This is a genomic window from Paenarthrobacter histidinolovorans (genome assembly GCF_014647595.1).
GTDB classification, from domain to species: domain Bacteria; phylum Actinomycetota; class Actinomycetes; order Actinomycetales; family Micrococcaceae; genus Arthrobacter; species Arthrobacter histidinolovorans.
Genome location: NZ_BMPM01000004.1, coordinates 312,375 through 327,140 on the forward strand (window position 1 = coordinate 312,375; position 14,766 = coordinate 327,140).

Consider the following 14,766-nt stretch of genomic DNA (forward strand, 5'->3'; position numbering starts at 1 on the left):
GTGCCTCCTTCGCGTGGTGCATGTCGAAGTTCAGGTGGTAGTTGGAGCGGGTTCACTGCTGCTGCTCCGTTTGGCGGTCGCGCCAGTTGCTTTCGACCGGCCACACGGAAACCTGTTCGCGCAGGGTGACGGACTGGCGTGGGACCACCTCGGCCGGCATCTGCGGCGAGTTCGCCAGGACCCAGGTGTCTTTCGAACCACCGCCCTGGCTGGAGTTCACGATCAGCGAGCCTTCCTTGAGGGCAACCCGGGTGAGGCCGCCGGGCAGAACCCAGACGTCGTCGCCGTCGTTCACTGCAAAAGGCCTCAGGTCGACGTGGCGGGGTCCGAACTTGTCTCCGGAGAGAGTCGGCACCGTGGAAAGCTGGAGCACAGGCTGGGCAATCCAGCCGCGGGGATCGGCAATAACGCGCTTGCGCAAGGCGTCCAGTTCTTCCTTGGAAGCGTCGGGACCGATGACGAGTCCCTTTCCGCCTGAACCGTCAACGGGTTTGACCACCAGTTCCTCAAGGCGGTCCAGGACATGTTCCCGGGCTTCCTTTTCTTCAAGCCGGAACGTGTCGACGTTGGCGATGATGGGCTCTTCGTGAAGGTAATAGCGGATCAGGTCAGGCACGTAACTGTAGACGAGCTTGTCATCTGCCACCCCGTTGCCTACGGCGTTCGCGATGGTCACTCCCCCGGCCCGGGCGGCGTTGACCAGCCCCGGACAGCCGAGCATTGAGTCCGAGCGGAACTGCAGGGGATCCAGGAAATCGTCATCGATGCGTTTGTAGATGACATCCACACGTTGTTCGCCGGCAGTCGTCCGCATGTAGACGCGGTTGCCGCGGCAAATGAGGTCCCGGCCTTCCACCAGTTCCACACCCATGAGCCCGGCCAGGAGAGTGTGTTCGAAATAGGCGCTGTTGAAGACACCCGGGGTCAGGACAACCACTGTTGGATCGTCGACGCCGGCCGGTGCGGTTTTGCGCAGCGCCGAGAGAAGTCGCCTGGGGTACTCTTCAACGGGCCTGATGTGTTGCTGCCCGAAGGCTTCGGGCAAGCCTTTCGCCATGGCCCTGCGGTTTTCCAGTACGTAGCTGACGCCGGAGGGGACGCGAACGTTGTCCTCGAGTACCCGGAACGTGCCGGCAGCGTCACGGACGACGTCGATGCCCGATACATGGACGCGGACACCTCCGGAGGGTTCAAATCCGTGGACTGCCCGGTGGAAATGGGCGCTGGTGGTGACGAGTTGGCGTGGAATCACGCCGTCGGCCACTACGGCCATCCGCCCGTAGACATCGTTGAGGAATGCTTCGAGAGCTTTGACCCGCTGGGCTACTCCTCGCTCCAGCACATCCCACTCATCGGCCGGTATGACACGCGGGACGATGTCCAGCGGGAAGGGGCGCTCCTCCCCCGCGTAGTCAAAGGTGACGCCGCGGTCCAGGAAGGTCCGTGCCATGGAGTCGGCACGGGCGGTGACATCCGCCAGGGAAAGCTCCCGGAGCGCACCGGAGACCTGACCGTAGGATTTTCTGGCAACGTGGCCGGGGGCAAACATCTCGTCGTAGGCTCCACTGCGTGCAGCGGCCTCGGAGTAATCCTGGAATAGGTCAGACATGGGATTCAGACAATCACCTTTTTGAGTCGAGCGCATTACGCACTGATTGTGTCGCGGTTTCCGGGTGTTCCCGGTTTCGCCTTCCGTGCCCCCATCCGGCAGGGTTGAGGCATGCCCTTCAACAGACTTGCGTCGCAGCTGTCACGGCTGGGGCCAGGCTTGGTCCTGAGCGTCGCCGCGACCGGCCTTGCCTTCACATTGCACGCATTGCTGCCTGCGGTTTCAGTCATTCCAGTCATGACGCTTGCTGTTGCTTTGGGTTTGCTCTCAGCAAATATACCGGGGACTGCGGTGGTGGTTGCGGGGCGCGCCCGGCCCGGCCTGGACTTCGCCGGAAAGCACCTGATGCGTGCGGGCATTGTGTTGCTCGGCCTCAAAGTCAGTGTGGGTGACGTGTTGGGACTCGGCTGGTTGTCCCTGCTCCTGATCTCCGGGGTGGTCCTTGCCAGTTTCGCCGGAACCTACGGCCTGGCTAGATTGCTGCGCCTGCCCGGTGATGCTTCCTTGCTGATCGCGACGGGTTTTTCCATCTGCGGAGCCTCCGCCATCGGCGCCATGGCTGCAGTCCGGCGCATCAAGCACCAGGACACGGTGCTGCCCGTCGCCCTGGTCACTCTTTGCGGAACCTTGGCCATTGGTGTCCTGCCCCTCCTGATGCATCCGCTGAAGCTGAGTCCGGAGCAGTTCGGGGCCTGGACAGGTGCTTCGGTGCACGATGTCGGCCAGGTGGTGGCCACAGCGCAAACGGCAGGAACGGCGGCACTGGCCATCGCCGTCGTCGTTAAGCTGACCCGGGTGGTCCTCCTGGCTCCCATTGTGGCTGCGGCAGGCTTGCACCAACGGGTCCAGCATGTCCGCCGACGCGCCAACGGTTCGGCCGAAGCGGACGACGTCGATGGCCGGTTCCCGCCCGTCGTCCCGCTGTTCGTGGTTGGCTTCATCGCCATGGTGGCGGTCCGCTCGCTGGGGTGGGCGCCTCCGGAACTCCTGGAAGCGGCAGCGGTAGCACAGGACATCCTGCTGGCGTCGGCGCTGTTCGGCCTGGGTTCGGCTGTCCGCGTCAGGACCCTGATCCATACCGGGGGGCGGGCCGCCCTGGTGGCGCTGGGGTCCTGGCTGATCATTGCCTCCCTGGGCCTGGGGGCTGCCTGGATCATGATTAGATAGCTGTGTGTCGAATCACAATCTGTCGCGCGATGAAGCCGCTACCCGTTCAGCCCTGATCACCACCCACAGCTACGACGTCACTCTTGATGTCCGGGACGCGGCCGATCCCGCAGTCAGCGGATATCCGAGCACCAGTACCATCACTTTTTCAGCCCGGCCCGGCTCCGGAACCTTCCTTGATTTCATCAGCGGAGGCGTGCAGTCCGTGGTGTTGAACGGACGCTCCCTGGATGTGGGAACGGTGGTGGACCAGGACCGGATCCTCCTTGAGGGCCTCGCGGCGGAAAACACGGTGACGGTTACCGGGACAGCCCTCTACAGCCGTTCCGGGGAGGGAATGCACCGTTTCGTCGATCCGGCCGACGGGCAGTGCTACCTGTACACACAGTACGAACCGGCGGACTGCCGCCGCGTCTTTGCCAACTTTGAACAGCCGGACCTCAAAGCGGAATTCACGTTCCACGTCATTGCTCCTTCGGGATGGGAAGTCGCATCCAACGGTTCGGAAGCTTCGCGCTTCCCTGTCCAGGGCGCGGATGCAGTCTCGCAGTGGGACTTTGCCACCACACAACGGATGTCCACCTACATCACCACTGTGCTGGCCGGGCCTTACTTCAAAGCGACAGACCACTGGGATGCAACGCTCGACGACGGCACCCGCCTGGATGTGCCGCTGGCACTTTACTGCCGCGCGTCTTTGGCGCCGTCCTTCGATGCCGGGGAGCTGTTCGGGCTCACCAAGAGCGGCCTGGCCTTCTTCAACAGGCTTTTCGACTATCCGTACCCCTGGGGCAAATACGATCAGGCTTTCGTGCCCGAGTACAACCTGGGCGCCATGGAGAACCCGGGGCTGGTGACCTTCACCGAAAAGTACGTCTATGCCTCACGTGCCACCGATGCCCAGTACCAGGCCAGGTCAAACACCCTCATGCACGAGATGGCTCATATGTGGTTCGGTGATCTGGTGACCATGACCTGGTGGGACGATCTGTGGCTGAAGGAATCGTTCGCGGACTTCATGGGAACCCTGGGCGTGGACCGGGCCACCGACTGGGACACGGCATGGATAAACTTCGCCAGCAAGCGTAAGGCCTGGGCCTACGTCCAGGACCAACTGCCCACGACCCACCCGATTGTGGCGGATATTCCGGATCTTGAGGCCGCAAAGCAGAACTTTGACGGAATCACCTATGCCAAGGGCGCCTCAGTACTGAAGCAACTGGTGGCTTACGTCGGCTTCGATGCCTTCATTGCCGGATCCCGGCAGTACTTCCGCGAGCACGCCTTCGGCAACACATCCCTGCAGGATCTGCTCAAGGCCCTCAGCGAAGCCTCGGGACGGGACCTCGGTGATTGGGCCCGGCAGTGGCTGCAGACCTCCGGTATCTCCACCATCGCGGCCGATATCGTTGAGGACGACGGCGTGATGGGCGCGGTGATGCTGGAGCAGGAAGCCGTCGATCCCTTGACCGGCCGCCAGGAACTCCGGCCTCACCGCATGCGCCTTGGACTGTACGACGCCGACCAGACCGGTGCTTTGCTCAGGTTGGAAAGCGTGGAAGTGGATGTGGCTGGCCCCAGCACCCTCGTCTCCGGGCTGGCAGGCAAGAAGCGGCCGGCTTTGTTGCTGGTCAACGATGACGACCTGAGCTATGCCAAGGTCCGGCTGGACCCTGTCTCCGAGCACACGGTGCGTACCTCGCTGGACAGAATCCAGGACCCCATGGCGCGGGCCCTGTGCTGGACGGCACTGTGGGACTCTGCCCGGGACGGAGTGACGCCCGCTGCACGATACGTGAGCGCGGTGGAGCAGTTCGCTCCGGCGGAATCCGGCATCGGAGTCCTCCAGAATGTGCTCGGAAACGCCTCCAGCGCCATTGAACGCTTCGTAACCCCACGGTCCAGGGGCGGCGTTCGCAAGGATTTCCTGGCAGTCGCGGCTCGTCAACTACGGGCTTCGGCTCCCGGCTCCGATGCGCAACTGGCCTGGGCCAGAACGTTGGCAGACGTCTCGCGCCACGGTGACAGCGAACTCCCCCTGCTGCGCAGCATCCTTGATGGCACCACCGTTATTGAGGGCTTAACGGTCGATGCCGAGCTGCGATGGAGCCTCTGGCAGGCTCTGGCTGCGCACGGCGAGGCAAGCCAGGCCGAGCTGGACAGGGAACTCGAAACGGATAAGACGGCGTCCGGCAAGGAGGGTCACGCCTTGGCGTCGGCTGCCCGCCCGGATACTGCCGTGAAGGCGGCAGCCTGGGACCTGGCCGTCAACACCACCGGCCTCTCCAACGAGATCCTCAGCGCCACCATTGCCGGCTTCGTCACCGCGCCCAGTGACATGCTGGCATCCTATATCGAGCCCTATTTCGAGTGCCTTGAACGGGTATGGGCCGAGCGCAGCATTGAAATTGCCGGCAGGATCGTCCGCGGGCTTTTCCCGGCAGCCCAGGATCTTGCGCAGGGAGTGGAGCCCGCCCAGCATCCTGTGGTGCTCAGGACGGATGACTGGCTGCAGCACCACCCCGACGCTCCCCGGGCCTTGCTGCGCATCATCATTGAGCAGCGGAGCCACCTCCTGCGGGCCCTCACCGCACAGTCGGCAAACGGCTGAGGGTGATCCAGGGACTGCTCGAAGCTGGTTCCTGCCCCCGGGCCCGCGCCATTGGTTCAGGTTCGTCAGTTTGTACGGGAAGCTTCTGACTGTATGGCCCTGGCAAGGTCGCGGGGTCGGCTCCACATGGGCCAGTGCCCTGTGGGGAGGTCAAGAACGTCCAGGTGCTCGAGGTGCGCGACTTCGGCAAACATGGCATGGCCTGCGTGGGCCAGTTCCAACACCTTCGTGCTCGGAATCGAGCAGCACACCAGGGTGGTGCGGACCTTTCGTCGGGCGTCGTTCGTGAGCTCAACGGGCTGACGAAGAACTGGCCCGGGTTCCGGGACGGCCAGGGTCTGAAAGCGCTCAAGGATCCTGGCGTTCAGGCCTTCGAGGCTCGCTTGGTTTGCCAGGACGTCGACGGGCGGCAAGGGAAGCTCATCCAGCCCCTCCGGAAAGTCCGGGTCGAAGGCACATCCTGTGGACAGAGGTCCGGAGTCTACCCAGACCATTCGACGGATGAGCCCGGGGTGACGATCCAGGACGAGGCTGGCAGGAGCATTCGCGCCACTGTGGGCAACGAGGACTGCCGGCTGCTCTTCCGAGACCCCGTGTTGGGCCATGAGGTCCAGGACCGCCGCCGCTTGTTCGTCGAGAGTCCTCCTGGCCCGGTTGGGATCTTCGGGGTCGAGACCCGGAAGGGTCATTGCCACCCCCCGGGAGTGATCGCTTCCGAGGTGTTCAAGGACCTCGTCCCAGGCCCAGGCGCCCAGCCAGTGGCCGGCGATGAGAATGATGGTTGGAGGGTTCGTGGAGATTGTCATGACCTCAGCCTCCCAGCCGCCGGGGACAAGGGTATGTCACTATTTATGTCATGAATTTGCCAAGGCTGGAACGGTGAAGCGGGTCGAGCGGCTGCACGCCCTCTCCGAAATGTTGCGTCGAAGCGGTACCCGGGGGCTTTCCGCCGAAAGGCTGGCCAAAGAGTTCGCAGTATCCGTCCGCACCGTCAAGAGAGACCTCGATGCATTGGAAAACAGCGGGGCACCCATCTGGTCCCGCCCAGGCCCGGGTGGTGGCTACGGGCTGGCCACAGGGGCATCCCTGCCGCCCGTCAGCCTGTCCCCAGCCCAGGCCGTTGCCCTCCTGGCTGCTGTGTCCGCTGCCCCCGATGCCCCGTTCGCCGACTTGGCCGCGGCAGGTATCCATAAAATCCTGGACGTGCTCGATCCCGGAACCAAGGCAAGAGCAGACGAACTGGCCGGCCGCATCTGGGTCAATGCGATTCGCCCGCCTTCCCGCAAAACCAGTTCGGCACTGGAGGAAGCGATGGCCGCGCAGCGAGTGGTCCGCATCCGTTACACCTCGGCAGATGGGACAACGACTAACCGCGACGTCGAGCCTGTGCTGTTCGCTTCCACGAATGGCCAGTGGTACCTGGTGGGGTGGTGCCGGCTGCGCGATGCAATTCGGTGGTTCGCCGTCTCCCGCATCGAGCGGGCAAGCGTCACCTCGACCGCCTGCAGTGGCCATGGCATCGACGAGGTTGGCGATCCCCCGGAAAACGCCAGGCCGGTGCATGGAGGCCGCGTGTGAGCCTTTCAGCCACTGACTGTGAGCCTTGAAGCCACCGACTGTGGGTCTTGACGGCTAGGGAACCCGGTTCAACCATTCGCTGGTGCCGAACTTGGAGTCGACACGTTTCCTGGCTTCTTCAAGTTCTGCTTCAGTGAGCAAGGACTGCGTTGCACCATACCGCTCGGAAAACACGTCCTGCATGGCCTGAAGGATCGCGGCCCGGGCCATACCGGTCTGGCGTCGCAGGGGGTCCACGCGTTTCTTGGCACTGCGCGTGCCTTTGTCCGAGAGCTTCTCCTTGCCGATCCGCAGCACTTCCACCATTTTGTCGGCGTCGATGTCGTAGCTCATGGTGACGTGATGGAGCATGCCGCCGTTGGCAAGCCGCTTCTGGGCGGCTCCACCGATCTTGCCCTGGTCCGTTGCGATGTCATTGAGGGGCACATAAAAAGCGGTGATTCCCAGCTTCTCGAGGGCGGCCATGACCCAGGCGTCCAGGAATGCGTATGAGTCGGCGAAGCTGATGCCGTCCACCAGCGTCTGTGGCAGGTACAGGGAGTAGGTGATGCAGTTGCCGGCCTCCATGAACATGGCCCCGCCGCCGCTGATGCGCCGGACCACGGTGATTCCATGGCGGGCGACGCCCTGGGGATCAACCTCGTTCTTGACCGACTGGAAACTGCCGATGACCACTGAGGGCTCTTCCCAGTCCCAGAACCTCAGCGTGGGATTGCGCAACCCGGCTCCGACTTCTTCCGTCAGTACTTCGTCCAGGGCGACGTTCACGTGCGTTGGGAGAACCGACGGCGGGATGACGTCCCACTGGTGGTCGGCCCAGCTGGTGGCTTTGGACAGAGCACGGCGGACTGTTATGGCCACGGCCTCTGCGGAGAAACCGAACAGCGTTGCGCCCTCCGGCAATCCGCTGCTGACCGACGCGGCGATATCCGCTGCTGTGGACGTCTCAGGAAGGCCTGTCAAGGCGTCGTTGATATCCTGCAGGGCTTCATCGGGTTCGAGGAAGAAGTCGCCGCTAAGGGAGACGTTGGCGAATCGTCCATCCACGATATCCAGGTCCACCACCACCAGTTTGCCGCCGGGAACCTTGTATTCGCCGTGAAGGCGGGTGCCGGCGTCGTCGTTGTGTGTTTCAGGTGTCGGCTGGGAAGTCATGGTTTCCATCTTGCCGGAAAACGCAAAAGCCCGCATTGCCGGAGAATCCGGTAATGCGGGCTTTCGAAAGCCTTGGGGTGAAGTGGTTACTTCTTGCCGCCGAAGCCCTTGAAGCGGGCGTTGAAGCGCTCGACGCGGCCTGCGGAGTCCATGATGCGCTGCTTGCCCGTGTAGAACGGGTGGGACTCCGAGGAGATTTCGACGTCGATAACCGGGTAGGTGTTTCCGTCTTCCCACTCGATGGTCTTCGAGGAAGACACGGTGGACTTGGTCAGGAACTGCGTACCGGAAGCCAGGTCGTTGAAGACAACAGCTTCGTACTTCGGGTGGATATCAGACTTCATAATGGGACCTTTTGTTCACGCAACTGGATTTTGCCAGCTGCCAGGTATGAATGGAGGTGGTCCGTGGACTGCAATGAAACATTCCAGCTTCCGGGCCAACAACCAATCATAGCCGAAACCAACACGCCATACGAACCGGGATCAGTCCTGCGGACGCAGTTCCCAGAACGCCACGGCGGAGGCAGCTGCCACGTTAAGGGAGTCGACACCAGCACGCATGGGGATCTTAACGGCGAGGTCGACGGCGGCGAGGGTCTCCGCGCTCATGCCTGAACCTTCGGTTCCCAGCACCAGCGCCAGTTTCGGGAGCTGCCTTGCGGCCAGCTCGTCAAGGTCCAGTGCGTCGTCTGTCAGTTCCATGGCTGCCACGGTGAAGCCCTGTTCCTTGAGGCGTCCCAGGTCCTGTGGCCAGCTCTCCAAACGTGCCCAGGGGACCTGGAAGACCGTGCCCATGCTGACGCGCACGCTGCGGCGGTACAACGGATCGCCGCACCGTGGCGAGACCAGGACGGCGTCGACGCCCAGCGCAGCAGCTGACCGGAAGATCGCGCCCACGTTGGTGTGGTCCACGATGTCTTCGAGCACGGCCACGCGTTCGGCGGTGGCCAGGAGTTCCTCCAGCGGGACAGGAGCCGGGCGGTGCATGGCGGCCATGGCTCCCCGGTGGAGGTGGAAACCCGTGATTTCCTCCAGCAGCGACGCCTTCCCTATGAAGACCGGAACATCCGGATACTCCTGGAAGACGTCAGTGAGGTCTTCCAGCCACTTCTCTGCGAGGAAGAAAGAACGTGGCTGGTGGCCTGCGGCCAATGCCCTGCGCAGGACCCTGGAGGACTCCGCGATATACATGCCCTCGCGGGGCTCCCGGAGCTTGCGGAGGTGCACATCGGTGAGCGTGGTGTAATCGCTGACGCGTGGATCGTCAGCGGACTCAAGGTAGTGGAATGTCACCCCGGGATCACTTCAGAAGGTTGGCGATCATGAAGCCAAGCGCCACAATACCGAGGGTGAAGATCACGCCGCGCAGCACCTTGGGCGACAACTTCCGGCCAACCTTCGATCCGAGCAGCCCGCCGATCGTGGAACTGATGGCAATGAGCAGGACGACCCACCAGTTGATTCTGTCGAAGGCGAAGATGAGATAGGAAACAGCGGCAACCATGTTCACCGTCAGGGTGAGGATGTTCTTCATGGCGTTGGCATTTTGCATGGTGCCGGAGAGGAAGACTCCGAGGATCCCCACCAGGAGGATTCCTTGCGCGGCCACAAAGTAACCGCCGTAGACCCCGGCGAGGTAGATCAGGACCACCAAGAGGATGCCGTGGCTCTTGTCCTTGATGGCATGCTCGGGGTTCTGTTCCCTGTTGCGGATCCATGCCTGGAGTTTGGGCTGGAACAGCACCATGAGCAAGGCTGCGACCAGCAGGACAGGTGCCACATAGGCAAAGACCTTTTCCGGCAGGTGGAGGAGCAGCCATGCGCCGGTGATGCCACCCAACAGCGATGCCGGCATCAGCTTGAGCAGCTGCCTGCCGCGGCCGGCCAGTTCGCGGCGGTAACCCCAGGCGCCGGCTGCCGTACCGGCGACAAGGCCCATGGCGTTGCTCATGGAAGCGACGACGGGCGCCACACCCAGGGCGATCAGCACGGGGAAGGTCACCAAGGTGCCCGAGCCGACTACTGCGTTGATGGTGCCGGCCCACAAGCCCGCAAAAAAGACCAGGATGCTGCTAAGAATCTCCACGTTTGTCCCGGACCGCCCTAGCGCCGTGCGGTGGCTGTGTAGCGCCCGGCGTTTTCGGAAACGTCCAGGGCGAGGCCAAAGGTGTTGCCCAGGTGCTCGTCAGTGAGGACGTCCTTGATGGGACCGGCAGCCACCACGCCCCCTTCCCGGAGCAGCATTGCGTGGGTGAATCCCGGTGGCACTTCTTCAAGGTGGTGGGTCACCAGCACCATGGCCGGTGCATCCGGGTCGCTGGCGAGTTCACCGAGTTTGTGAACCAGCTCTTCGCGCCCGCCAAGGTCCAGGCCGGCGGCAGGCTCATCCAGCAGCAGGAGTTCGGGGTCGGTCATGAGGGCGCGGGCGATCTGTACCCTCTTCCGCTCACCCTCGGACAACGTCGCGAAGGTGCGGTTAAGCAGGGGGCCCATCCCCCAATCGTTCAGGAGGCCAAAGGCGCGGCGTTCGTCGTCGCGCTCGTAGCCTTCCCGCCAGCGGCCGGTGACGCCGTAGGCTGCGGTGACCACGACGTTGAGGACGTTCTCATGCTCGGGGATCTGGGTAGCCAGCGCTGCGGAGGAGAGTCCGATCCGTGGCCGGAGTTCAAAGACATCCACGCGGCCCAGGGTTTCGTCGAGGATCCCGGCCTTGCCGCTGCTGGGGTGCAGGCGTGCGGCTGCAATCTGGAGAAGCGTCGTTTTGCCTGCGCCGTTCGGGCCCAGGATGACCCACCGTTCGCCTTCGTTGACCTGCCAGTCCACCTTGTCCAGCAGGGTCTTCTTGCCGCGGACAACGCTGACGGAGGCCAATTCCAGAACATCACTCATAGCAGTAGACACTAGGACAAAACTGCACGTGACTGATAACTGATGTTTCTGCCCGTATATGAGTCGAAACAGATTCGGGTGGACGACGCGCCCTCAGTAGGATTGAAGCCATGACTTCGAACTTGGCTGCGGTCAGCTATGGCGTGAAAATTTCCCCCGATTCGCTTGAGGGCGTGCGCAAGGTGCTGGCCGACGCAGGCGCGGAAGTGTCAGCGGAATCACAGGAAGGCGATGACAGGTTCGGCGTTTTCACCTCTGAAGTGGAAGCACGGCTTGAATCACCGGACGACCTTTCTGCCCTTCGACGCCGGGTGGCCGAAGCCGCCGTCGAGGGCGTCGACACTGCCCTGGTCCCCACGGGCCTCCGGCAAGCAGAACGCAAGCTGCTCATCATGGACGTGGACTCAACGCTCATCCAGCAGGAAGTCATCGAACTTCTTGCTGCATATGCGGGCAAGCGTGAAGAGGTCGCCGCGGTGACAGAAGCCGCGATGCGCGGTGAGCTCGACTTCGCCCAGAGCCTCCACGCCCGCGTTGCTGTCCTGGCTGGCTTGCCGGCCGCCGTCGTGGATTCGGTGCGCAACGAAGTGCGCCTCAGCCTGGGGGCGGCAGAACTCGTGGCCGCGTTCAAAGCAGCCGGCCACGTGGTGGCTGTTGTTTCCGGTGGCTTTAACCAGATCCTTGGGCCCATCGCAGAGGAACTGGGCCTTGATTACTGGATTGCCAATGAGCTTGAAATCGTCGACGGCGCCCTGACAGGCAAAGTCCTGGGTGCCGTCATCGATCGGGCTGCCAAGGAGAAATACTTGCGGCAGTGGTCGGCGGCCGAAGGAATCGAGTTGGCGCACACAATCGCTGTTGGTGACGGTGCGAACGATCTCGACATGCTGGGCGCGGCCGGGATCGGCGTGGCATTCAATGCCAAGCCTGCGGTTCGCGCAGTGGCGGACGCGGCGATCAATATGCCCTACCTTGACGCAGTGCGTCACATCGCCAACGTCTGACGTCCTCCGTACTGGCTTTCCCCTTTCGCAACACGATCGGCGCTCTTGTCCCACCTATTTGGTGACTCGAGGCAACCAGATCACCAGGAGCGAAAGATGGTTATTCAGCAAACACACGTGGGAGCGTCCGTCGGCATGGCTGGCCTTGACCCCACAGCTGTACAAAACGGCAGGTCGTCCCCGAAGTGCCGGTCCGGGGCATTGGGGGCTCTGCAAGAAACCGTTCATGTGATTTCGTGACGCCGAAAATGAAACTTTTTATTTGATCGTTACCAGTCATTGCTTTAGTCCGGAACAAACCCGACATATCAGAACCACAATGGTTTTTAATCGCACTTTGCGCATATTCTGTTGGAGGTACCGTGAGGTGGGCGGTGGCCGGGGGTGAGGGAGGCGCAGGAGCTGCAAGTGAACCGTTTGCAACGCACATGGAAATGGTGGAAAACCAGCGAATCAAATGAATCCATGGATTCCTCCGTGCATTCAAAGGATGAGGGTCTCGATGCGTTCCCTGAACTCTTCTCCGGTGCCCATTTCACGTATTCCATCGATGACATTACTGAACAGGAAGAATGCAACATGAGCACGCTTGATGAAGCTATAAAGCAACTGCTGTCCATCGAAGGCGCCACGGGTGCGGCCGTCGTCGACTATTCCAGCGGTATGGCCCTCGCGCAGGGGGGGAAGCCCCGGATTCGACCTCGGCGTTGCCGCAGCCGGAAACTCAAACGTGGTGACCGCCAAGCTGCGTACCATGGCTGACCTCGGCCTGGACAGCGATATCGAGGACGTCCTCATCACCTTGGGTGGGCAGTACCACCTGATCAACGTCCTCAATTCCGGTGGCTCGAAGGGCCTGTTCGTGTACTTGGTACTGGACCGCAGCTATGCGAACCTGGCCTTGGCCCGACACAAACTCAACAACCTCGCCAAAGGGATTACCATCTGATCGTCCTGGGGAGCAAAAGGGACGGCCGCTGTGGAAGCGGCCGTCCCTTTCTTCTTTGGCCTGTGGCCCTTGGTGAATCATTGGACTCTCACCTGGCAGTCAGCTCTTCACCCTCCGGGCGTTGCTGTTTCCGGATGCGGCTGCGCTCCCCAGCATGTGGTAGACCAAAACGTCCTCGTTGGTGTTGGAATTGGCCTCGATGGTCACGAGTTCACCATCCCTGACCACCCCTATCCGGTGACACCAGCTGACCAGTTCAGTGAGATCCGAGGACATCAAGATGATCGCGACGCCTGTTTGCCTGAGCTCGTTGAGCATCTGGTAGACAACGTCCTTTGCCCCAATGTCGATACCGCGACTGGGGTGGCTCAGGATCAATACGTCGCAGCCGGTTGTCATCCACTTGGCGAGCGAGACCTTCTGGCGGTCCCCACCGGACAGTGTTGTGAGCGTGCCGTGGATGTTCGTTGTGTTGATGCGCATTCGGCGCACGAGTTCGATGACGCCGCGAAGGCCAGTGATCTCATCCTGCAGGCCCGCGTCGACAGGATCCTCACGCAGGCCCTTCGCAATGCTGGTTGTGGCGTCCACATTTCCGGCATCGTCCGAGAGGTAACCAATCTTCAACCGCAGGGCATCCTCCGGCCCCTGGATGTGGACCGGTTGTCCGTGCAGGAAAACCTGTCCCGAAGTGTTTGGCCTGATACCTGCGAGTGATTCAAGCAAAGGGTAGACACCTGATTTGTGGGTTCCCAGCAATCCAAAAATCTCGCCTTTGGCCACGCTGAACGTTACGTCCCGGACAGAGTCGTCGACGCTGAGGTTCACCACGCGCAGTGCTTCGTCATTGCCCGAAGGCTCTACGGGCCGGGTGCTGCCCGCAGGCTTTTGCTGCAGAAGCAGGAAAGCCAGTTCGTCAGCGTTGGTCTGGCTGGCTTCCAGGATTCTGTGGACTGTACCGTCCCGCAGCACCGCAATGCGATCGGCAATTGAATGAACTTCATCAAGGCGGTGGGTGATGTAGATGATCGCCCTCCCCTGGTTGATCAGCATTCTCAGGACCGTGTGCAGCGCCGCGACGTCGTGATCGGGAAGGGACGCTGCCACTTCATCCATGATGACCAGCTGCGCTTCTTCGGCAACCATCCTCAGGACTTCCACCAGCGTTTGCTCGGCCCGGATCAGAGTGCCGATTGTGGCATCAGGGTCAAGGTGTATCGCAACGTCGTTGATTAGTTTCAGGGCGGGGCCACGGAGGTCCTCCTGTGGCTTGCCGGATTGAAAGGTGCCCCGGTAAATTGCCTGGGCGACGGTCATCGCGGGATCGAGTTTGAAGTTCTGTGGAATGATTCCCACACCGCAGGCCTGCGCTTCATCCCGGGATTCGGGACCGTATTTCTCACCCGCCATGGTGATCACGCCGGAGTCGTGCCTCAGGGTTCCTGAAAGCACATCCATCAGCGTGGTCTTTCCCGCACCGTTGGTGCCTATCAATCCAAGAATTTCGCCACGATGCAACGAAATATCAACACCCTTGAGGATGCGGCGCTGTTCATATGACGCATGAATACCATCTGCATGCAATAGCAGGTCCAAAGAAGCTCCTAGTTCACATTTATGCGTTGACGGCTGCCAAAGGGCCGTAGCGCGCAAGGCATCCCGAACGCATTGCGATGCAATAGAGGATCTGGATGCAGTGCCGAGTCAATCAGATGGAATGCTAAAAGGCAAAAAGCAGAAACTAAAACAATCCCGGGCAAATCGTGACGCAAAAACGGCGAGAATTTACCATATTGAAACCA

At 61.7% G+C, this 14,766-nt stretch carries 14 protein-coding genes; 6 read left to right on the forward strand and 8 right to left on the reverse strand.

Features of this window, described 5'->3' with window-relative positions; translation table 11 throughout:
- Nucleotides 1–52: 52 nt before the first annotated feature.
- A complete protein-coding gene (locus IEY62_RS12150; RefSeq protein WP_018777605.1) occupies nucleotides 53–1,609 on the reverse strand; it encodes a circularly permuted type 2 ATP-grasp protein in 1,557 nt (518 codons plus the stop codon).
- A 111-nt stretch (nucleotides 1,610–1,720) separates the two neighbouring features.
- Between IEY62_RS12150 and IEY62_RS12155 the strand changes: the two genes are divergently transcribed.
- Both IEY62_RS12155 and pepN read left to right on the forward strand, forming a co-directional pair.
- Entirely contained in the window at nucleotides 1,721–2,776 is a 1,056-nt protein-coding gene (locus tag IEY62_RS12155) for a YeiH family protein (protein WP_189018030.1), read from the forward strand.
- A 4-nt stretch (nucleotides 2,777–2,780) separates the two neighbouring features.
- Nucleotides 2,781–5,387 carry an aminopeptidase N gene (gene pepN / locus IEY62_RS12160; RefSeq protein WP_189018033.1) on the forward strand — a complete coding sequence of 869 codons (2,607 nt, stop codon included), beginning with the start codon at nucleotides 2,781–2,783 and terminating at the stop codon, nucleotides 5,385–5,387.
- Between the two features lie 65 nt (nucleotides 5,388–5,452).
- Here pepN and IEY62_RS12165 read toward each other — a convergent pair whose 3' ends face one another.
- The gene (locus IEY62_RS12165) at nucleotides 5,453–6,193 is read right to left on the reverse strand and encodes an alpha/beta fold hydrolase (protein ID WP_189018036.1); all 741 of its coding nucleotides are present in this window, start codon (nucleotides 6,191–6,193) and stop codon (nucleotides 5,453–5,455) included.
- Between the two features lie 73 nt (nucleotides 6,194–6,266).
- Between IEY62_RS12165 and IEY62_RS12170 the strand changes: the two genes are divergently transcribed.
- Nucleotides 6,267–6,965: a helix-turn-helix transcriptional regulator gene (locus tag IEY62_RS12170; RefSeq protein ID WP_189018039.1), complete on the forward strand. Its 699-nt coding sequence runs from the start codon at nucleotides 6,267–6,269 to the stop codon at nucleotides 6,963–6,965.
- 54 nt (nucleotides 6,966–7,019) lie between these two features.
- On the opposite strand, the gene IEY62_RS12175 is transcribed toward IEY62_RS12170, so the two are convergent.
- The 5 genes from IEY62_RS12175 to IEY62_RS12195 all read right to left on the reverse strand — a co-directional run bounded on the left by IEY62_RS12175 (nucleotide 7,020) and on the right by IEY62_RS12195 (nucleotide 11,011).
- On the reverse strand, nucleotides 7,020–8,120 hold the full coding sequence (locus IEY62_RS12175; RefSeq protein ID WP_189018043.1) for a lipoate--protein ligase family protein: 1,101 nt from the start codon (nucleotides 8,118–8,120) through the stop codon (nucleotides 7,020–7,022).
- An 86-nt stretch (nucleotides 8,121–8,206) separates the two neighbouring features.
- The gene (locus IEY62_RS12180) at nucleotides 8,207–8,464 is read right to left on the reverse strand and encodes a type B 50S ribosomal protein L31 (RefSeq protein ID WP_017200906.1); all 258 of its coding nucleotides are present in this window, start codon (nucleotides 8,462–8,464) and stop codon (nucleotides 8,207–8,209) included.
- A gap of 141 nt (nucleotides 8,465–8,605) precedes the next feature.
- Nucleotides 8,606–9,415 carry a TrmH family RNA methyltransferase gene (locus IEY62_RS12185; protein ID WP_189018047.1) on the reverse strand — a complete coding sequence of 270 codons (810 nt, stop codon included), beginning with the start codon at nucleotides 9,413–9,415 and terminating at the stop codon, nucleotides 8,606–8,608.
- Between the two features lie 7 nt (nucleotides 9,416–9,422).
- Nucleotides 9,423–10,208, reverse strand: coding sequence for a sulfite exporter TauE/SafE family protein (locus IEY62_RS12190; RefSeq protein ID WP_189018050.1), 786 nt, complete (start codon nucleotides 10,206–10,208; stop codon nucleotides 9,423–9,425).
- A 17-nt stretch (nucleotides 10,209–10,225) separates the two neighbouring features.
- Nucleotides 10,226–11,011, reverse strand: a complete 786-nt coding sequence (locus tag IEY62_RS12195; RefSeq protein WP_189018053.1) for an ABC transporter ATP-binding protein — start codon at nucleotides 11,009–11,011, stop codon at nucleotides 10,226–10,228.
- Nucleotides 11,012–11,121: 110 nt separating this feature from the next.
- Between IEY62_RS12195 and serB the strand changes: the two genes are divergently transcribed.
- From serB to IEY62_RS21705, 3 genes are all read left to right on the forward strand, one after another.
- Nucleotides 11,122–12,015, forward strand: coding sequence for a phosphoserine phosphatase SerB (serB, locus tag IEY62_RS12200; protein WP_189018056.1), 894 nt, complete (start codon nucleotides 11,122–11,124; stop codon nucleotides 12,013–12,015).
- Nucleotides 12,016–12,423: 408 nt separating this feature from the next.
- A complete protein-coding gene (locus IEY62_RS21700; RefSeq protein ID WP_229785242.1) occupies nucleotides 12,424–12,777 on the forward strand; it encodes a hypothetical protein in 354 nt (117 codons plus the stop codon).
- On the forward strand, nucleotides 12,770–12,964 hold the full coding sequence (locus IEY62_RS21705) for a hypothetical protein (protein ID WP_229785243.1): 195 nt from the start codon (nucleotides 12,770–12,772) through the stop codon (nucleotides 12,962–12,964). The genes IEY62_RS21700 and IEY62_RS21705 overlap by 8 nt, the downstream gene beginning before the upstream one ends.
- Nucleotides 12,965–13,063: 99 nt before the next feature.
- On the opposite strand, the gene IEY62_RS12210 is transcribed toward IEY62_RS21705, so the two are convergent.
- Nucleotides 13,064–14,560, reverse strand: a complete 1,497-nt coding sequence (locus tag IEY62_RS12210; protein ID WP_189018059.1) for an ATP-binding cassette domain-containing protein — start codon at nucleotides 14,558–14,560, stop codon at nucleotides 13,064–13,066.
- Nucleotides 14,561–14,766: the final 206 nt, after the last annotated feature.